Source organism: Ruegeria sp. B1 (genome assembly GCF_056535885.1).
Genome location: NZ_JBQFJA010000001.1, coordinates 4,000,594 through 4,017,982, shown reverse-complemented (window position 1 = coordinate 4,017,982; position 17,389 = coordinate 4,000,594). Strand labels below are relative to the sequence as shown.

Below are 17,389 nucleotides of genomic sequence, written 5' to 3'. Positions count from 1 at the left end.
ACTGTCAACAATCCGGTCAGGCCGGGGACATGTGTTCCTGACCGTGAACGGGTTGCGCGAGGTCCGAGGCCCGCTTGACCGGCAGGGCCGGAACAGGTTGTGAGACGCCGCGCAGTTGAAAAAGACGGATGTCATCAGGGTTGATGGTCACATCCGCCGCCTGCAGCAGCTCATCAGACACCAGCAGTTCGACGCCCAGGGCTTTGGTTTCGCTTTCCAGACGGCTGGCGACGTTGACGGCATCGCCGATGATGGTGCGTGCGGCATGTCCCGCCGCACCGATTTCACCCAGAACCAGATCACCCAGATGCAGACCCATGCCGATGCGAATTCCGGGGCTGCCTTCGGAGGTCAATTGCTGATTGAACCTGTCCAACGCGCGGCTGATGTCTATAGCGGCTGCAAGGCCTGCGCGGGCTGAACTCTTCGCATCCGGTTTTTCGAAAACGGCGAGCAAACCGTCTCCCATATACTTGTCAACGACACCACCCTCGTTGGTTATGGCAGGGACAATCGCATCGAAGAAGCGGTTGAGCAGGAAGACGATATCATATGGCAACTGCCCCGTGGTGCGTGCCGTAAACCCACGCATATCCAGGAACAAAACCGCAAGCTGGCGTTCCTGACCCTGACTTGCGTGCCCGCGATTGCGGCCGCCATCCGGGCGAAAGACACGAAAGACAGATAGCGGCTCGGTGGGGCGAATTTGACAGGCAAGCCGGGTCTGAGGTGATGCGCCAACGGCTGCCAAGCTGCGAGCCTCGACATCGCTGGGCGGGGGCAGGGCATCGGCTCCGTCTTCCACGATCACCCGGCAGGTTGTGCACCGTCCCTTGCCGCCGCACAGCGCGGTATGGGGTATGCCGTTGGCTTGTGAAATCTCAAGCAGCGTCATCCCTTTTTCCGCGACCACTTCCGGGCCACGGGTGTATTTTATGCGAACGGAATGCCTGCGACGCCAAAGCTTTCGTCCTACATAAACCAAAGCGACGACACCAAGGGCAGTCAGGAATGCAAACAGCCCGTTATCCTTGACCCTCGTCAGAACCTGAAATTCTTCGGGCGATGGCCAGTTATAGTGCTCAATGTACTGTTCCCGCAAAAACGCGTCCGCGAAATCCGCCCAGATGCGCCGGCCTTCTGTCAACAGCCCGGCCAGGGCAAAGGCTGGGACAAAGACAGCCAAACCGATCAGATACGGCACGGTTCTTGACCACCATTTTGTCAGCCTCAGCCACATGTGCAGACCGATGCAGCCGTGGACCCAAACGATCAACAGCAGGGCACTCTGCATCCAGATGGCCGAATTGGGCCACATCAGGATTATGATATAGCCCATCTCGTCATTCACGTCGAAAAACTCATGTGCGTAGCGCGTGTGCACGATGTGTGAGATCAATTGCACAGGGATCAAAAGCCCCAAAACGATCTGCAGTGCCGAGCTGAATGGCATGCGCAAGGTTCTGCGCTGGACAACGGAGGTCAGAGCCAGGCTTGCGTGAACAATCAGCGCCGCGTAGATGACCACGCTCATGGCATTGTGCCGGGTGACGGCCTTTCGACCGTCCTGCATGTCGTGCAGATAATCTGTGTGAAACAGGCCTAAGCCAATGTTGATAAAATGAAAAAAAGCAAAAACAAACAGGATCAGCCCACTGCCGATCCTAAGCCGGGTTGCCCACCCGCCCCGCCAAAGAGCGCTGTTTAAGGCTGCCACCTGCAATCACCTCATTTTGTGCAAGTGTGCTGTTCCTCCGGGGATCGGTCAAGGCGGCGGCCAACTGCAAATCTTGGAGTGTGGACGAGGTCAGTGTAAATCTGGTGTTGGCCGGTCGCCGAGTGACCGGCGATCGACCATGCTGCAAGTCCGGCAAAATTGCCGCCAAGACCCCGCGTTCCGGGCTTTTACTAATCCTGTTCGGCCAAAAACCGCTCTGCATCCAGCGCGGCCATACATCCCATTCCAGCGCTGGTGACCGCCTGACGGTAGATGTGATCGGTCAGATCACCGGCCGCAAAAACACCGGGGATTGAGGTTTCGGTCGACCCCGGTTTGGTAACCACATACCCGCCCATGTGGGTTTCCAACGCATCCTTAACCAATTCGTTCGCAGGTGCATGCCCGATGGCAACGAAAACGCCCTTGCACGGAATCTCTGTGATTTCACCTGTCTTGACGTTTTTGACGCGTACACCCTCGACCCCAAGCGGCGCGTCGGTGCCGATCACTTCCTCCAGTTGATGAAACCAGAGTGGTTCGATCTTGTCATTCTTAAACAGACGATCCTGCAGGATCTTCTCGGCGCGCAACTCGTCCCGGCGATGGATCAGGGTGACCTTGCTTGCGAAATTGGTCAGGAACAAGGCTTCTTCCACAGCCGTGTTGCCGCCGCCGATGACAACGATCTCTTGCCCGCGATAGAAAAAACCGTCGCATGTGGCACAGGCCGAAACTCCAAACCCCTTGAATTTCTCCTCAGAGGGCAGGCCCAGCCATTTTGCCCGGGCACCCGTCGCGAGAACCACGGCGTCGGCTGTGTATGTGGTGCCGCTGTCGCCCTTGGCTGTGAAAGGTCGCTGGCTCAGGTCCAGATCGCTGATGATGTCACCGATCACTTCGCATCCCATGGCCTTGGAATGATCTTGCATCCGGACCATCAGGTCCGGGCCTTGAACTTCGGTATCCCCCGGCCAGTTCTCGACTTCGGTGGTGGTGGTCAGCTGACCACCCGGCTCGATCCCCTGCACAAGAATAGGGTTCAGCATTGCTCGGCTGGCATAGACGCCGGCGGTATATCCTGCGGGTCCTGATCCAATGATCAGAACCTTGGTGTGTCGTGTGTCGGCCATGGTATCCCCGCTCGAACTGCCTGATATGGGTTTTCACCCGTCGCTAGGATATAACGGCGGGTCGCCAACGCTTAAAGCCCTTTCCTGCGGTTAACCCGCTATGCGCTGACGGAATGACAATGCAGGAAGAAGAGTTTTGAAAACAAAGAATATTGCGCCGTTGCGAAACAATATTGCGCACGAGCGGGGTGCTGATATAAGAACCGAAAAATCAGGAGCGTTTTATGGTCACGACTCGGCTGGATGATATCGACCGCAAGATTCTGGCGGAATTGCAGGCAGACGGTCGCATGACCAATGTGGAGCTGGCCAAACGGGTTGGAATCTCGGCCCCGCCATGTCTGCGGCGAGTGCGCACATTGGAAGAATCCGGTTACATCACCGGTTACCACGCTGAGGTCAACGCGCGCGAATTGGGTTTTGAGGTTCAGGTCTTTGCGATGGTCGGTCTGGACAGTCAGGCCGAAACGGAGCTGCGCGCGTTCGAAGAGCGCTGCCGCGAATGGCCTCTGGTCAGGGAATGTCACATGCTGAATGGCGAGGTGGACTTTATCCTGAAATGCGTGGCCCCGGACCTCAGCAGTTTTCAACAGTTCCTGACGGGCGAACTGCTGACCACGCCGAACGTGGCCAGCGTCAAAACCTCGCTTGTTATCCGCGGCGCAAAAGACGACCCAGGCGTACCGTTCGACGTTCTGGAAGAACGAATGAACCGGACGGCATGAACCGCATAGTGTTTGGCTGCGTGGCGCACGGCGGCAAAAGCGCCGAAATCACCATAAACAAGATCCAACTCAGTAATATCTGCATGATGCCCCCGCTCTGCAGTAATTGTTAACAACTCACGCCGTAATCGCGTCCACTTCTCCATCTCCGGCGCGCGGCATCAGCAGCGGGCCAAAATCGTTCAGCGACTCGATATGCGCAAATAGGTTCAAATAGATCGAGCGAAGCGAATGGCTGATCATCCGAACCGCGTTCACACCTGGGTGATAGGTTTCAAACTGTAAACCGTCGACCCGGATTACAGAGTGTCGCCTCAGGCAAATGTGAAACAACTCGACCGGTGTAGGCGGCATTGTTTCGATAACACCCATTCCGTCCTGAAACTCGGCGACCGGCGCCAGAATCGGTGCGCCGCCATGCAGATGGCGCAGATGCGCCGGTGTGCCAAGCAGCCGGGCCGCCGGACCGGCAATGACGCCGGACATTGGTTTCTGCATCCCGAACGTATCGGCCATGATCCGGGTGAGCGGTCGTGTTCGCCCCCGCGAATCCTCGCGTCCGGGGATCAGTGTGACCGATCCTTTCCACAACACGGTTTCAGAGGTCTCATCCTGTGTCAGAACGCTGTCGCCCGGCATCAGGTCCTCGATCGCCATCGGTCCCTGCTCGGTTTCGACCAGCGAGCCGCGTGAGAAGGCGCAGAACGCGTCCTCGAACATGGGCAGAGCGGGCGCGATGTGGCGTGTTTGAGAAACATCGCCGTTTTTCAGGAGGCTGCTGACCTCATAGCGCCGCAGCTGTGCCTTTGGCGTTTCAGCCGGCCGCGGCAGCTCTCTCAAAACGGCCGACGTACCGACCGCATTTCTGGCCGCGCGGGCCAATGAACTTGGAATAGTCATAAATATCCCATCCTTCTTAATACTCCGCTGGGCGGGGCGTACCCCCGTGCTGGCCCGCATGGCAGACTGATTCTTTGCCTTGAAACAAATGGGTAACCTCTGGGCACCGGCCGAATAGGCAGTACACAGCGACATAATTTCGCGTTCCATCGGTCAACACATTGACCCCCCAGACAAACTCGTACTTTGCAGGCTGCAATTGCCCGCACACACACCCCAAAAACATGCCGCGGAATGTATCGCGACCTCTCACGCATCAGACCGGAGCAGTTTCTGATGCATGTTTGACCCATCGGGACCGGCAGCTTGGTCCGTTGGGGTTCCTGTTTCAGCGTCGAGCCGCCAGACGGCGGGCAACCCTGACAGAATTGCTTGAAACTCGTTTCCACGGCATGTCCAGTTCCTGGTTCCGTGTCGCGGCAACCACCGCGCTGAGAAAGCGAGATTTCGGTTTCATTTCTTGATCCTGCTCTGTTTGAGGTCTGATGCCTCGTATCCCTTATGAACCTAACGTGACGCTGATTTGCGGCAGGGATAAGGCTTATGCGGGATCAAATGCGGACAAAAAATGAAGTTTGATAGCCCTTCCTAATACCGATGCCGGAATTCACGTGTCTGAATGTCAGTTAACAACCTGAAGACCGGCAAAAACTCGTTACGATTCTGCCTTAGGTAAACAAAACAATTGTGGCGGAAAGGTGGCAAAACTGCCTTATTTCGGGCAAGAACTACAATCTGATGGCAGAAATCAGGCGCCCGTAATCGGCTTCTTTGGCGTGGGTTGCACGGCGGTAGGAATAGAACCTGTCCGGGTCCGAATACGTGCAATGCCGCGTCCATTCGGCATCTCCGATTCCGGCCCGCCTCAGCCGGTGCAGGCCAAAGGCGGGCAGATCAAACTGCAGACGGTCGCCCTGACCGTTGGTAAAAAACCGGGTGTTCTCCGGTGAATCCGCGATGAAATCGTCCAAAAGCTCGGGCCCGACTTCATAGGCCCGTTGCGAAATTGTAGGTCCGATTACAGCACGGGTGTTTGAACGATCGGCGCCCAAAGTCTCCATGGCGTCCAGGGTTGCCTCAAGCACACCGTCCAGCGCACCGCGCCATCCGGCATGGGCGGCACCGATGACCTGAGCGTCAGGATCGGCAAACAGGACCGGCTGACAGTCGGCTGTCAGGATCGTAAGGGCCAGACCGGGTGTCGCCGTCACAACCGCGTCGGCTTTGGGTTTGTCGCCATTGATTGGGCCTTCGACCGTCAAGACCGTCAGGGAATGAACTTGATGCACGCCAATCAACGCGTCGGCGGTTACGTCCATCGCGTCTGCCACACGACGACGGTTTAATGCTACGGCCTCGGTCTGATCAGACGATCCATGGCCGCAATTCAGTCCCGAAAATATTCCCGAGGATGCACCGCCGCGGCGACTGAAAAATCCGTGCCGGACAGGGGACAGCATATCTGAGGTCAGAATTTCCAGCGTCATGGCTCAAGTCCCGGTGGAGGTGCCGAATGCACTGGATAGAGGCCCAGCACTTTGAACAGGTTTCCCATTTCCTCCGGGTGCGTCAACCGGCGATGTGCGGCAATCGTTCCGTCCAGTTCAGAACCGCTCTGGGTTCTGCTCAGAACTTGGGCCCGCGCAGTGATCCCAAGCCGTTCCAGAAACACCCCCTGTGGTGTCAGCCGCGTATGCGCGCATCCCCCCGCCCGTGCGGCCTGTGCCAAAGGTTCAAAGTCGACATGGCACGTCAGATCGGCCTGGCCCGGTGCCGCCAGCGGATCAACGCGCTCGTGCCGCATCAGGGCCTGAAACGTGTTACCCAGTGAATGCCAGTCGCCATAGTCGATGATCAGTGCCGTTCCGCCATGCGCGGCAATCCGCGCAGCAATGGCAGTCACTATCGGCCCTGCCGCCGCGCACAGCTCGACCAGATCGCCGTCCTGTGTGTCCGACAGCCTGTCCTGCAAGGCCAACTGGGGTGCTCTGGGTCCCAAACCGAATCCAAGGGCGTTCGATTGTTCGCCGATCAACCGCTCGCGCCAGCCGTCGCCATCGCGCAGAAATTGACGGATGGGCAGGGCGTCGAAGAATTCGTTGGCCACCAGCATTACCGGCAGGTCCGGCAGATCGGTGATGCTGCTGATCCATATTGGGTCACACGCGTCCAGCGTCTCGGCCTGCATTTTCCTTAAGACAGGCGACGCCTCCAGCAAACAGAGCTCTGCAGCCTTGTGGAATCCCGGAACGCCGCGCGTCGCCCGCAGGATATCGGCCATGAGCGTTCCGCGCCCCGGGCCAAGTTCTACCAGCGCGAACCGGGCAGGCCGACCCTGATCCATCCAGCTTTGCGCGAAACACAGTCCGATCAGTTCGCCAAACATCTGGCTGACTTCAGGTGCAGTGACAAAATCCCCCCGTGTCCCAAGCGGATCGCGGGTCGTGTAATAGCCCATCGTCGGGTGCAACAGGCATTCTGTCATGTAATCTGAAACGCTCATCGGCCCGTCTTGCCGGACGCGCGCGACGAGATGATCCAGAAGTGTCACCGGACCCGTCCGGCGCGCAAGGCAAGCCACAGGCCCAGTAGAATCATCGGCAAGGACAGTACTTGCCCCATTGTCAGGCCATATCCGCCGATGTGGAATGCCAGCCCCAGTGGATTCCCCGGCGAAACGAATTGCGCGTCGGGCTGACGGAAGAACTCAACCAGAAACCTTGAGGCGCCGTAGCCTGCAAAGAAAACGCCCATCACCAGACCCGGCCTGCGAAACGCTCCACGTCGATAGGCAAGCCAAACCAGCATGGCCCCCAGTAGAAGGCCTTCCAATGCAGCTTCGTACAGCTGCGACGGGTGCCGGGCACACATGCCGATCACCACACCGGGACAGTCCTGCGCCGCAGCGCCGGGAAAAATCACGGCCCACGGCAGTTCGCTTGGACGGCCCCACAACTCAGCATTGACGAAATTGGCCAAACGCCCCAGCAGCAGGCCGGGCGGCACGGTGTAGGCGATCAGATCACCCAGCGACAAAACTTGAGTTTTGTGGCGGCGGGCAAACAGGTAAGACGCCACAACAACACCTAGCAGGCCACCGTGAAAGGCCATGCCACCTTGCCAAACCATCAGAATTTCCAGCGGGTGCGCCAGATAGTATCCAGGCTGATAAAACAGCACGAAGCCCAAACGCCCGCCCAAGATAACACCCAGGATGATCCAGGTGACCAGATCTTCCAGTTGATCCGCTGGCATCGGTGGCCTGTCGTCCCGCCACAAACCGGGACGGCGCAGCGCCATCATCGCCATGCGCCAGGCAATCAGAATGCCCACGATATAGGCCAGCGCATACCACCGCAGGGCGAACTCCATCCCGAACAACGAGATCGAGAACAATTCGGGCGACAGATCGGGGAAATTCAGAACAGCCTGCATGTGCGCCTCATTGCCCGGGGTGTGCAGGGCAAGTCAACCTTGTGTCCGCGCTATTCTTTACCCATATAGACAGCAAGTGCGAAATCGGGAGTAAGACCATGCAAACCCGCAACAAGATCCTGGATGATGTCTCTCAGTTGATGACCAATGCCATGGGCGTGGCGCAGGGCGCGCGGGAAGAGGCCGAAAACGCAATGAAGTCAATGATCGACCGCTGGCTGGCCGACCGGGACTTTGTCACGCGTGAGGAGTTCGACGCGGTTCGCGCCATGGCGCAGAAAGCCCGCGAAGAGAACGCGGCGCTCGAAGAGCGTATCGCAGCGCTTGAGGCGAAATCGAAAAAGTAGCGCTCGGGCGCTGCTCTCAAACCTGAATGTCCTGCAGAACATCGTCCGCACAATCCGATGTCGGCTTGTGTGGTGCGGCGAAGTTTTGACGCATCGCAGAATTTTATCAAGACAAAGCTGCGTTACATGCCAATATTTTGACTGTCGTTGCCGGCTATCCACAACTTATTGCTGATATCCCCAAAATTGGGGGTTGTCAGAGTCTCACCTACATCGCACCATATTTAGTACGAGCACGCGGGGGAAGCCCGGCTTGTAGAGCAGGCAACTAGCGCTGGGGCGCTGCCAGCCCCCAAATGCTAGAGATTAGTGAGGTGGCATCATGGCCCTTTCCGAGCAATTTCTCGAAGAAGACCTTCATCCGATCGATATTGTTGAACATCTGGCCGAACATCACGACTGGGATTTTGACCGGATCGGTGACGATCAGATCGCCATGGCGGTCGAAGGACAGTGGCGGACATATTCAATCACACTGGCCTGGTCCAACTACGACGAAACTCTGCGCATGGTCTGTTCTTTCGAAATGGAACCGCCGACCGATCGCGAATCCGAGCTTTACGAACTGCTCAACCATATGAACGATCAGTGCTGGGCCGGTGCATTCACCTATTGGGCCAACCAGAAACTGATGGTGTATCGCTATGGGCTGGTTCTGTCTGGCGGTCAGATGGCCAGCCCGGATCAGATTGACACGATGATCACGGCTGCCGTCCTCAGTGCCGAGCGGTATTATCCTGCAATCCAGCTTGTGACCTGGGGCAACCGCAGTCCTGAAGATGCGATGCAAGTCGCCATTGCAGAGGCCTACGGCCGCGCGTAAAGCTTTGCCCCGAACCGGAATGCAGGGGAGGGGCAATCATGGACATGTCGCGCGTCGCGGAGCAGGGGCTGGTGCTTCTGGGATGCGGCAAGATGGGATCTGCGATGCTGGCGGGTTGGCTGGATCATGGGCTGCCAGCTGCATCCGTTTGGGTTATTGATCCCAAACCCTCTGGCTGGCTGAAGAACCAAGGCGTCAACATCAATACACCACTTCCCGAAGCGCCCGCCGTGGTGCTGGTGGCGGTCAAACCGCAGATGATGGGCGCGGCTCTGCCAGCGATTCAGGCGCTGGGCGGCGGTGACAGCTTGTTTATATCCGTGGCAGCGGGCACTTCGATTGCGACCTTTGAACAGGTATTGGGCGGCAGCACTCCGATCATTCGCGCCATGCCCAACACACCGGCCGCTATCCGACAGGGAATCACGGCCTTGATTGGCAACGCGCGTGCTTCGGATGACGATCTCGAATTGGCGGAAAACTTGCTTACGGCCATTGGTGAAACCGTCCGACTGGACGATGAAGCACAGATGGATGCTGTGACCGGGCTAAGCGGCTCCGGTCCGGCCTACGTCTTTCATCTGATTGAAACGCTGGCGGCGGCGGGTGAAAAACAGGGCCTGTCGCACGATCTGGCGATGCGACTGGCCAAGTCCACAGTTGCCGGGGCCGGGGCGTTGGCCATGGCCTCTGACGAAGATCCGTCGCAACTGCGCGTCAACGTGACTTCGCCCAAAGGCACCACTCAGGCCGCATTGGAGGTTTTGATGCACGAGGAACAGGGCTTTCCGGATCTTCTGCACCGCGCCGTCAAGGCGGCAACCGATCGATCAAAGGAACTTTCGCGTGAATGAGATCAGTTTTGACGACTTTCTCAAAGTCGATATTCGCGTGGGCGAGGTGATCCGCGCCGAGCCATTCCCTGAGGCCCGCAAACCCGCGATCAAGATGTGGATCGACTTTGGGGAGGAGATCGGCGAACGAAAGACCTCGGCCCAGATCACCGCGCATTACGATGCGGGGGCTCTGGTCGGCAAACAGGTGTTGGCCGTGGTGAACTTCCCGCCCCGTCAGATCGGCAAATTCATGTCCGAAGTGCTGGTGTTGGGAATGCCGGATCATGCGGGTGAGGTTGTGCTGATTGGACCCGACACCGATGTGCCTTTGGGCGGGAGGATGCACTGATGAAGCTCTGGGTCACCCGCCCGATGACACCTGCGGTCGAGGATCGCGCCCGCTCCGAATTCGATGCTGAGTTCCGAACCTCGACTTTGCCTCTGACCCATTCCGAACTTATACGCGCGCTCTCCGAATTTGACGTAGTTGTTCCTACACTGGGAGACCAGTTCAGCGCAGCGGTTTTTGTCGAGGTGCCCGAGCCACGTTGCAAATTGCTCGCCAATTTTGGAGTTGGCTACAACCATATCGACGTGGAGACGGCGCGGGTGGCGGGTGTTCAGGTCTCCAATACCCCCGGAGCGGTCACAGATGCCACGGCCGACATTGCTATGACCTTACTGCTGTCCACCGCGCGCCGCGCGGGCGAGGGCGAGCGGCTGGTCCGCTCGGGCCAATGGGAAGGCTGGCACCCCACCCAGATGCTGGGACATCACGTCACTGGGAAGCAGGTTGGCATTGTCGGCATGGGCCGTATCGGTCAGGCCATCGCGCGACGCTGCCATTTCGGTTTTGGGATGCAGGTGGCGTATTCGGCACGCAGTGCTAAACAGCTTGATTTTCCGGCCATGTACGTCCCTGACCTGCTGGAGTTGGCGGGCGCTGTGGACTTTTTGGTTCTGGCCATTCCCGGCGGAACCGAAACCAGGCATATGATTAACGCGCAGGTTCTATCAGCGATGAAATCGTCGGCGATACTGGTCAACATTGCGCGTGGCGAGGTCATCGAGGAATCCGCGCTGATCGCTGGGTTGCAGAGCAGTCAGATCGCGGGTGCCGGACTGGACGTCTATGAATTCGAACCGGATGTCCCTCAAGCCCTGCGCGACATGGACAACGTCACCTTGCTGCCGCATCTGGGAACGGCAACCGAAGAAGTCCGCACAAGTATGGGCCATATGGCGCTGGACAACGTTGCGGCTTTTGTGGCCGACCAAGCCGTGCCAAACCCGGTTTAATCCCCAACAGCCTCGCGCCAGTGCTTGCGGCAGAGCGAGACATAAGTCTCGTTGCCACCAATCTGCACCTGCGCGCCTTCGGTGATGGCTTGTCCGTTTTCATCGCGGCGAATCACCATCGTGGCCTTGCGCCCGCACTCGCAGATCGTGCGCACTTCGCGCATCTCATCTGCCAGTGCCAACAGGGCGGCCGAGCCGGGAAACAGCTTGCCTTGAAAATCCACCCGCAAGCCGTAGGCTAGAACTGGAACATTGAGATCGTCGACGACGCGGGCCAGTTGCCAGACTTGATCTTCGGATAAAAACTGAGCTTCATCGACAAAGACACAGGCAACGGGATTGGCGGACAACCGGCGCTGAATCATAGCAAAAACATCGTCTTGTGGGCGAAATGTGTCCGCCTGCTCGGATATTCCAATGCGCGAGGCAATCCGCCCCGCACCCGCACGCCCGTCCACTGCCGCGGTCATCAGATAGGTATCCATGCCGCGTTCACGGTAGTTGTGCGATGCCTGAAGCAACACGGTCGATTTGCCCGCGTTCATAGTGGAATAGTTGAAGTACAGCTTGGCCATGCCGCGGGTCTAAAGGGCTTGGACCAAACGAACAAGCCATCACTGCCTTGGGATAAACCGACGTCGCCATTGCACTCACAAAGGCCGAGCTTGCGCTCTTTGGGGATGGAACCCCCGCGTCCACAACAGCGACGCCGTCGGCCATCATTAACGGCCAAACCACCATGAGGCTAAAAAAGTGCCTCATCTTCACTCATTACCGGCAGGAACTGCCGCCACTCACTCACAAAATCCCCCGCATATCTGAGGGATAGCCAATATATGGCATTTCAATTATGACTCGAATATGGGAAATTTCCCCACCCTTTCCCCCAAATCTAGATACGGGACGGGCGCGCGCGGTAACAAAGGTAAACACATGGCAGATATTGGGGCCTATCTGAAGAAGCACACCGAGGCATTGGTCAAGGATGTCGGAATCGAAGCTGCCTGTGAAATAACGGGCAAGTCCAAGGCAACGCTGGGCCGGTATTATTCCGACAATGCCGAACATGCGGACAGGTTTATGCCTGTCCATGCGGTAGCCCGGCTTGAGAATGCAGCGTCCTATCCGCATGTCACGTCGGCACTGGCCGATCTCAAGAACATCACCTTGTCCTATGATGGGCGCAACACCGACACACCACGCACCGGAGGCGTGAACTCGGACGTCATCGCGCTCAGCCAGCGCTTCGCCATGCTGATGACCGAGTATCAGGCGGCGATCGAGGACGGCATCATCACGGTCAACGAAGCCAAACGCCTTCTGAAAGAAACCAGCTTGCTGCAGCAAGTACTGATCGAGATGAAACTGCATCTGGAAGAAGAAAGTGTGAGCTAGGCTAAACGCTCGGCCGCGCCAAACGTATCTCCGCAACACCGCAAAACTTCTTTGACCCGAGTCAAAACAATTGGTGCCAAGCCAAGTGTATCTGAGTCATAACCAGCCTACTGGCCGAACTCTAAGATCAAGTCCCGGGACAGACACCCATGCATAACTTGCAGAAGCCGTACACCATCCGGTCTGACCGGTTTTCGTGGCGGATGTATTGGGTCGCATTTGTTGTGCTCCTTACCTTGATGATGCTCGGTGGCCATGTCGAAGGCCCGGATGACACAATGCGATGGGTTTCGGTTGTTGACCTGCAATCAGGACAAGGTTGGTTTGACCCTTACCAGCACCGTCTTGGGCCAGGGAACGGTACGTTGATGCATTGGTCGCGTCTGGTCGATGCGCCAATTGCTGCCATCTACTGGCTGAGTGCTTTGATTTTGCCACCTGAATTGGCCCTGAACCTGACCGCGTTCCTCTGGCCATCTTTGTTGGCAGGTCTGACCTTATGGGTTTTTGCGGTAACCGGTGGTGCGCTGGGAGGACGTGCGGGAGCGGTTTCCGCTCTCGCTATGGGAGCGCTGGCAATATTGAACTCCGGTAAGTTCGATCACTTCTCATTTGATCACCACGGATTGCAGGTATTGTTGTTTTTGACGGCGGTGATGCTCTTTATCCTACGAAAGCAAAAGTCGTATGCGGGTTGGGCATTGGGTGCCTGTCTCGCGCTATCGGTATCCATCGGCGCAGAGGCGCTTGCTCAGATTGCTTTGATCGGCCTCTTTGTCGCAGCAGACTGGATCATCGTCGGGGAGCCAAGTCGTCGTAGGACAATGACCTTTAGTGCCGCAATACTCCTGACGCTGTTGCTGACAGCATTATCGACAGCAAGTCGCGAGAGTTTTTTGTTTCCGGGGTGCGATGCGTTTACACTGAGTGTGGTGTTACCCGCCAGTCTGTCTGCAGTCGGACTGCTTGGTTCGGCCTATCTTCTGTCCAATTCGGTTGTCTGGGCACGAATCCTTTGTTTTCTGGCGGTTGGCACGGTTGTTGTATTCGTTGCGTACGTTTACGCGCCACATTGTCTCGCAAACCCGATTGATGAGATGTCTACTGATGTCCAGGAGTATTGGCTGAGTCAGATTACAGAGGCGCAAAACGTCACTCTGGTCATTCAACGCCATGCTGGTGAAACGCTAGCGCTGCTCGGGATCGCCGTGTTCAGCATCTTTGCGGCGGTGGTGTTTATCCGCGCATCAGAATTCAAGATTGAGTATCTTTTGTTACTGTGCTTGATGACGGTCAGTTTCCTGCTGTTCTTGTACCAGTCTCGGATGATGACGTTTCTGACAATGTCTCTGGTGGCAGTACAAGCACAAGTCCTTCGGGTTTTGTATCAAATGTACAAGATTGAGGGACAAAAGTTGTTTGGTGTGTTAATGATCGTTTTCGTTGCATTTATGTCGCCGAAAACCGGTGGGCGAATAGAAAACTGGTATTCTGCGTTGGCAGCACGTGAGGATCAGAGTGCGAGAGACGAGCCTGGCGAAATTCTCGGTGTGGTTTCATGTAACGCCGAACACTCTTTCAAAAAAATACGCGACTTGCCCCCGGGTTTGGTCATCGTTGGGTTTGATTACGCGTCGTACATTCTGCGGTATACGCCTCACTCGGTACTTGCCGGAAATTATCACCGCAACGAAGCCGGGCTTCTCGCGCAGATCGATTTGTTCAGATCAGAGGTATCCGCTATCGAGGCCCGTCTGGCAGAGTTGGGCGTCGACTATCTACTAATCTGCAAGTTTCACCCAAGGACCAACTACTGGTCGTCTGTGTCTGAGGGTGCAGGTTTAACAGCTGGGTTGTTGTCCGGGGAACTGCCGGCTTTTCTAGAAGAAATTGACGGTGGTTCGGATGCCGCGTTCCACATCTTTCGCGTCAGGAACGGTTAGCTCGACCAAACGCCGACAATAAAGGCCCCGGCGAAGGTTCAGCCATGCCGTTTTACGATCACGGACCCAACGGAATAGCCCGCACCAAACGAGCAGATCAATCCGATATCGCCATCCTGCAGATCGTCAGAGTATTTGGAGAACGCAATGATTGATCCGGCTGACGACGTATTGGCGTAGTCCTGTAAAATGTTGGGCTGCTCGCCCGGCTCCGGCTCGCGGCCCAAGACTTTTTTTCCGATGAAGTCGTTCATTGTCTTGTTGGCCTGGTGCAGCCACAGACGTTTCAAACCCTCACTTTCCACACCTTCAGCATCCATATGGTCGCTGATATGTTTGCTGACCATGGGCAGGACTTCTTTGAAAACTTTCCGTCCGTTCTGCATGAATTGCATGTCGCGCCGGTCGATCATCCCATCGGGGCGCGAGCGGCGTAGGAAGCCATTATTGTTGCGGATGTTGTTCGAGAATGCTGTGGCGCAGCGGGTCGAGAGAATTTCGAAATGCGGGCCTTGGGCCTCTTCAATCCGTTCGATAAGTGTGGCCGTCGCCACATCGCCAAAGATGAAATGGCAATCCCGGTCTCGCCATTCCAGATGACCCGAACAGATCTCGGGGTTGACCACCAGGGCTGATCGGACCGAGCCCGAGCGCACCATGTCTGCTGCCGCCTGAATGCCAAAGGTTGCAGAAGAACACGCAACGTTCATATCGAACCCAAATCCTTCGATCCCCAGCGCCTGCTGAATTTCAATGGCAATGGCGGGATAGGCGCGCTCGTGGTTTGACGCCGCGCAGATCACCAGATCGACATCGGTCGGATTGCGCCCCGCCTGAGCCAGCGCCTTTTTGCAGGCATCCACCGCCATTTCTGTCATAATCCCGGGTTCATCATCGCTTCGCTGGCGCAGCGAAGGATGCATCACGTCCGGATCCAACACGCCGGATTTGTCCATCACGTACCGGTTTTGAATGCCCGAGGCTTTGAGAATGAACTCCTCGGACGAATGCTGCATCGGGTCCATCTGACCTGCTGCGATCGCGTCCGCATTTTCGGCGTTCTTCTTGTCGGCATACGCGTTGAACGCAACGACCAGTTCGGCATTCGTGATGACGTTCTCGGGTGTGAAGACACCGGTGCCGGTGATCGCGGGGGTATACATGTCGGGTCCTGAAAGTTTCGGATTTGCCCAAAATGCAGTCACATCGACTTTTGATCAAGTGATGTTGACCCAAGGGAACGCCTCCGAATTGATCAAATTCAACTTCACATCTTGAATGGTTCAGAAAATGAAGTATATGCGGCGCTGACTCGCAAGGAGAATCTTCATGCCGGACGACATCGCTTCCAGGCTTGGTCGCCTTAGCCCTGAAATTCAGGCGATCATGGGGGTGTATGCCCTTTACTGGAAACTGGAGGAAACCTTTGACAGTATCGAAACGGACCTGAGCCATCTCGAATGTCACATGCTCATCAAACTGGATCAACCCAAACGCATGGGCGTTCTGGCGGCAGATATGCTCTCGGTGCCATCGACAATCACTGCCACGTCAGACGCTCTGGAACAGGCAGGCTACTTAACCCGCGAACGCGACCCGGCGGACCGACGCGCCTGGCTGTTGGTTCTGACCAAACAGGGTGAGGACACCCGCAATATGCTGGTCGCCGAGGCCGGGGATCTGTTTCACCGCGCATCGGGTCTGAATGACGAAGAAACCGCCGAATTCGCGCGAATGGCGTGCAAAATCCGAGACAATATTCTGAAAACCGGAATTCCCGAGGGACTGAAGACATGCGACTCTTAACTTCTCTGGGCCTTGCATTGGCCGTGCTGGCAACACCGATTGCTGCACAAGACATTCCAAAACCGGTGAAACTGATGGTGGTGAGCGAAACAACGCCAGGCTTTTCCCGTCAGTTTTTCGGCCGTGTGGCTGCACGCCAAACCGTTGATCTTGCGTTTCAGGTCGCCGGGCAAATCGTTGAGATGCCGGTGACCGAGGGGTTTGTCATTCCCAAAGATGGTCTGATCGCGCGCCTCGATCAGGAACCGTTCGAGCTGCGCCTGGATCGTGCGCGCCTTCAAAAAGATCAAGCCGACCGGACCGAGGCGCGCCTGTCCCGCCTGCGCGGCACCACAGCCAGCCAGGTCGCGGTCGACGATGCAGAGACCGAAGCGCAACTGGCCGCGATTGCCCTGCGAGACGCGGAATATGAGCTGGAAAACTCCACGCTGACCGCGCCTTTTGACGCGCTGGTGTCCAGCCGCGCGGTCGAAGCGTTCTCAACCGTTTCAGCAGGCACACCAATCGTTCGTATTCACGACATGTCCGAACTGCGGATCGAAGTGGATGTGCCGGAGATTCTGTTCCAGCGTTCCGGCCAGAATGACGACCTTACGATCACAGCCAAATTCCCGGTCAGCGACGAAATCTACCCGCTTGAGATCCGTGAATTTGATGCAGAATCGTCAAGCGTGGGTCAAACGTTTCGCATCCAGTTCGGCCTAACCCCACCCGAAGGGGTGCAAATTCTTCCCGGCTCGTCGGTGACCGTCAATGCTCAGATTCAGGATGGGCGCTCGGGTATCATCGTTCCGCCCACGGCCATTGTTGCGGACGCAAATGGCGATCTGAGCGCCATGGTGTTCACACCTGTTGGTGCCAATGAAGGCACTGTGAGCCGTGTTCCGGTCATAATAGAGCCGACGCAGACAGGCGACGTCCGCGTTCTGACTGGCTTGTCTGATGGCGATGAGATCGTTGTGGCTGGCGGCGCAGTGTTGACCGATGGTCAGGCCGTGCGCCGCTTTGCCGGCTTTTCGAACTAATAGGG

General features: G+C 57.0%; 19 protein-coding genes. 10 read left to right on the top strand and 9 right to left on the bottom strand.

Annotated elements, in window-relative coordinates; genetic code table 11:
* Nucleotides 1-16: 16 nt before the first annotated feature.
* Both ACR3ES_RS19920 and trxB read right to left on the bottom strand, forming a co-directional pair.
* Nucleotides 17-1,717, bottom strand: coding sequence for an adenylate/guanylate cyclase domain-containing protein (locus tag ACR3ES_RS19920; RefSeq protein WP_480424298.1), 1,701 nt, complete (start codon nucleotides 1,715-1,717; stop codon nucleotides 17-19).
* A gap of 191 nt (nucleotides 1,718-1,908) precedes the next feature.
* A complete protein-coding gene (trxB, locus tag ACR3ES_RS19915; protein WP_170429449.1) occupies nucleotides 1,909-2,850 on the bottom strand; it encodes a thioredoxin-disulfide reductase in 942 nt (313 codons plus the stop codon).
* 224 nt (nucleotides 2,851-3,074) lie between these two features.
* Here trxB and ACR3ES_RS19910 point away from each other — a divergent pair, with 224 nt between their 5' ends.
* Nucleotides 3,075-3,575 carry an Lrp/AsnC family transcriptional regulator gene (locus tag ACR3ES_RS19910; RefSeq protein WP_170429452.1) on the top strand — a complete coding sequence of 167 codons (501 nt, stop codon included), beginning with the start codon at nucleotides 3,075-3,077 and terminating at the stop codon, nucleotides 3,573-3,575.
* Between the two features lie 117 nt (nucleotides 3,576-3,692).
* Here ACR3ES_RS19910 and ACR3ES_RS19905 read toward each other — a convergent pair whose 3' ends face one another.
* The 5 genes from ACR3ES_RS19905 to lgt form a co-directional block, all read right to left on the bottom strand.
* Nucleotides 3,693-4,475 carry a Hint domain-containing protein gene (locus ACR3ES_RS19905; RefSeq protein WP_170429455.1) on the bottom strand — a complete coding sequence of 261 codons (783 nt, stop codon included), beginning with the start codon at nucleotides 4,473-4,475 and terminating at the stop codon, nucleotides 3,693-3,695.
* A gap of 328 nt (nucleotides 4,476-4,803) precedes the next feature.
* The gene (locus tag ACR3ES_RS19900; RefSeq protein WP_480424297.1) at nucleotides 4,804-4,932 is read right to left on the bottom strand and encodes a hypothetical protein; all 129 of its coding nucleotides are present in this window, start codon (nucleotides 4,930-4,932) and stop codon (nucleotides 4,804-4,806) included.
* Between the two features lie 271 nt (nucleotides 4,933-5,203).
* A complete protein-coding gene (gene pgeF, locus ACR3ES_RS19895; RefSeq protein ID WP_480424296.1) occupies nucleotides 5,204-5,962 on the bottom strand; it encodes a peptidoglycan editing factor PgeF in 759 nt (252 codons plus the stop codon).
* Nucleotides 5,959-7,026 carry an SAM-dependent methyltransferase gene (locus ACR3ES_RS19890; RefSeq protein ID WP_170429461.1) on the bottom strand — a complete coding sequence of 356 codons (1,068 nt, stop codon included), beginning with the start codon at nucleotides 7,024-7,026 and terminating at the stop codon, nucleotides 5,959-5,961. The genes pgeF and ACR3ES_RS19890 overlap by 4 nt, the downstream gene beginning before the upstream one ends.
* Complete coding sequence (gene lgt, locus ACR3ES_RS19885; protein WP_170429464.1) at nucleotides 7,023-7,910, bottom strand: prolipoprotein diacylglyceryl transferase; 888 nt, start codon at nucleotides 7,908-7,910, stop codon at nucleotides 7,023-7,025. Before lgt ends, ACR3ES_RS19890 begins: the two co-directional genes overlap by 4 nt.
* Before the next feature lie 98 nt (nucleotides 7,911-8,008).
* Here lgt and ACR3ES_RS19880 point away from each other — a divergent pair, with 98 nt between their 5' ends.
* The 5 genes from ACR3ES_RS19880 to ACR3ES_RS19860 all read left to right on the top strand — a co-directional run bounded on the left by ACR3ES_RS19880 (nucleotide 8,009) and on the right by ACR3ES_RS19860 (nucleotide 11,215).
* The gene (locus ACR3ES_RS19880; RefSeq protein WP_170429467.1) at nucleotides 8,009-8,257 is read left to right on the top strand and encodes an accessory factor UbiK family protein; all 249 of its coding nucleotides are present in this window, start codon (nucleotides 8,009-8,011) and stop codon (nucleotides 8,255-8,257) included.
* 322 nt (nucleotides 8,258-8,579) lie between these two features.
* A complete protein-coding gene (locus tag ACR3ES_RS19875; protein WP_170429470.1) occupies nucleotides 8,580-9,080 on the top strand; it encodes a YbjN domain-containing protein in 501 nt (166 codons plus the stop codon).
* 38 nt (nucleotides 9,081-9,118) lie between these two features.
* Nucleotides 9,119-9,934 (top strand): pyrroline-5-carboxylate reductase, encoded by an 816-nt coding sequence (proC, locus tag ACR3ES_RS19870; protein WP_170429473.1) that lies wholly within the window; start codon nucleotides 9,119-9,121, stop codon nucleotides 9,932-9,934.
* Entirely contained in the window at nucleotides 9,927-10,265 is a 339-nt protein-coding gene (locus ACR3ES_RS19865) for a tRNA-binding protein (protein WP_170429476.1), read from the top strand. The genes proC and ACR3ES_RS19865 overlap by 8 nt, the downstream gene beginning before the upstream one ends.
* Nucleotides 10,265-11,215 carry a 2-hydroxyacid dehydrogenase gene (locus ACR3ES_RS19860; RefSeq protein WP_170429479.1) on the top strand — a complete coding sequence of 317 codons (951 nt, stop codon included), beginning with the start codon at nucleotides 10,265-10,267 and terminating at the stop codon, nucleotides 11,213-11,215. Before ACR3ES_RS19865 ends, ACR3ES_RS19860 begins: the two co-directional genes overlap by 1 nt.
* Here ACR3ES_RS19860 and ACR3ES_RS19855 read toward each other — a convergent pair.
* On the bottom strand, nucleotides 11,212-11,790 hold the full coding sequence (locus tag ACR3ES_RS19855; protein ID WP_170429481.1) for a thymidine kinase: 579 nt from the start codon (nucleotides 11,788-11,790) through the stop codon (nucleotides 11,212-11,214). The two genes, ACR3ES_RS19860 and ACR3ES_RS19855, sit on opposite strands and share 4 nt — an antisense overlap.
* Nucleotides 11,791-12,148: 358 nt before the next feature.
* Here ACR3ES_RS19855 and ACR3ES_RS19850 point away from each other — a divergent pair, with 358 nt between their 5' ends.
* Complete coding sequence (locus ACR3ES_RS19850) at nucleotides 12,149-12,610, top strand: hypothetical protein (protein WP_480424294.1); 462 nt, start codon at nucleotides 12,149-12,151, stop codon at nucleotides 12,608-12,610.
* A 203-nt stretch (nucleotides 12,611-12,813) separates the two neighbouring features.
* The gene (locus tag ACR3ES_RS19845; RefSeq protein ID WP_480426395.1) at nucleotides 12,814-14,553 is read left to right on the top strand and encodes a hypothetical protein; all 1,740 of its coding nucleotides are present in this window, start codon (nucleotides 12,814-12,816) and stop codon (nucleotides 14,551-14,553) included.
* 38 nt (nucleotides 14,554-14,591) lie between these two features.
* On the opposite strand, the gene ACR3ES_RS19840 is transcribed toward ACR3ES_RS19845, so the two are convergent.
* A complete protein-coding gene (locus ACR3ES_RS19840) occupies nucleotides 14,592-15,716 on the bottom strand; it encodes a beta-ketoacyl-ACP synthase III (protein ID WP_170429490.1) in 1,125 nt (374 codons plus the stop codon).
* Between the two features lie 166 nt (nucleotides 15,717-15,882).
* On the opposite strand from ACR3ES_RS19840, the gene ACR3ES_RS19835 reads away from it, so the two are divergent.
* Entirely contained in the window at nucleotides 15,883-16,359 is a 477-nt protein-coding gene (locus ACR3ES_RS19835) for a MarR family transcriptional regulator (RefSeq protein ID WP_170429493.1), read from the top strand.
* Complete coding sequence (locus ACR3ES_RS19830) at nucleotides 16,347-17,384, top strand: efflux RND transporter periplasmic adaptor subunit (protein WP_170429496.1); 1,038 nt, start codon at nucleotides 16,347-16,349, stop codon at nucleotides 17,382-17,384. Before ACR3ES_RS19835 ends, ACR3ES_RS19830 begins: the two co-directional genes overlap by 13 nt.
* Nucleotides 17,385-17,389: the final 5 nt, after the last annotated feature.

Excerpts from the sequence above, each read along its gene's own strand:
- trxB (WP_170429449.1), bottom strand. The coding sequence starts at position 2,850 with ATGGCCGACACACGACACACCAAGGTTCTGATCATTGGATCAGGACCC.
- ACR3ES_RS19910 (WP_170429452.1), top strand. The coding sequence starts at position 3,075 with ATGGTCACGACTCGGCTGGATGATATCGACCGCAAGATTCTGGCGGAA.
- ACR3ES_RS19905 (WP_170429455.1), bottom strand. The coding sequence starts at position 4,475 with ATGACTATTCCAAGTTCATTGGCCCGCGCGGCCAGAAATGCGGTCGGT.
- ACR3ES_RS19900 (WP_480424297.1), bottom strand. The coding sequence starts at position 4,932 with ATGAAACCGAAATCTCGCTTTCTCAGCGCGGTGGTTGCCGCGACACGG.
- pgeF (WP_480424296.1), bottom strand. The coding sequence starts at position 5,962 with ATGACGCTGGAAATTCTGACCTCAGATATGCTGTCCCCTGTCCGGCAC.
- lgt (WP_170429464.1), bottom strand. The coding sequence starts at position 7,910 with ATGCAGGCTGTTCTGAATTTCCCCGATCTGTCGCCCGAATTGTTCTCG.
- ACR3ES_RS19880 (WP_170429467.1), top strand. The coding sequence starts at position 8,009 with ATGCAAACCCGCAACAAGATCCTGGATGATGTCTCTCAGTTGATGACC.
- ACR3ES_RS19875 (WP_170429470.1), top strand. The coding sequence starts at position 8,580 with ATGGCCCTTTCCGAGCAATTTCTCGAAGAAGACCTTCATCCGATCGAT.
- proC (WP_170429473.1), top strand. The coding sequence starts at position 9,119 with ATGGACATGTCGCGCGTCGCGGAGCAGGGGCTGGTGCTTCTGGGATGC.
- ACR3ES_RS19860 (WP_170429479.1), top strand. The coding sequence starts at position 10,265 with ATGAAGCTCTGGGTCACCCGCCCGATGACACCTGCGGTCGAGGATCGC.
- ACR3ES_RS19855 (WP_170429481.1), bottom strand. The coding sequence starts at position 11,790 with ATGGCCAAGCTGTACTTCAACTATTCCACTATGAACGCGGGCAAATCG.
- ACR3ES_RS19850 (WP_480424294.1), top strand. The coding sequence starts at position 12,149 with ATGGCAGATATTGGGGCCTATCTGAAGAAGCACACCGAGGCATTGGTC.
- ACR3ES_RS19845 (WP_480426395.1), top strand. The coding sequence starts at position 12,814 with ATGTATTGGGTCGCATTTGTTGTGCTCCTTACCTTGATGATGCTCGGT.
- ACR3ES_RS19840 (WP_170429490.1), bottom strand. The coding sequence starts at position 15,716 with ATGTATACCCCCGCGATCACCGGCACCGGTGTCTTCACACCCGAGAAC.
- ACR3ES_RS19835 (WP_170429493.1), top strand. The coding sequence starts at position 15,883 with ATGCCGGACGACATCGCTTCCAGGCTTGGTCGCCTTAGCCCTGAAATT.
- ACR3ES_RS19830 (WP_170429496.1), top strand. The coding sequence starts at position 16,347 with ATGCGACTCTTAACTTCTCTGGGCCTTGCATTGGCCGTGCTGGCAACA.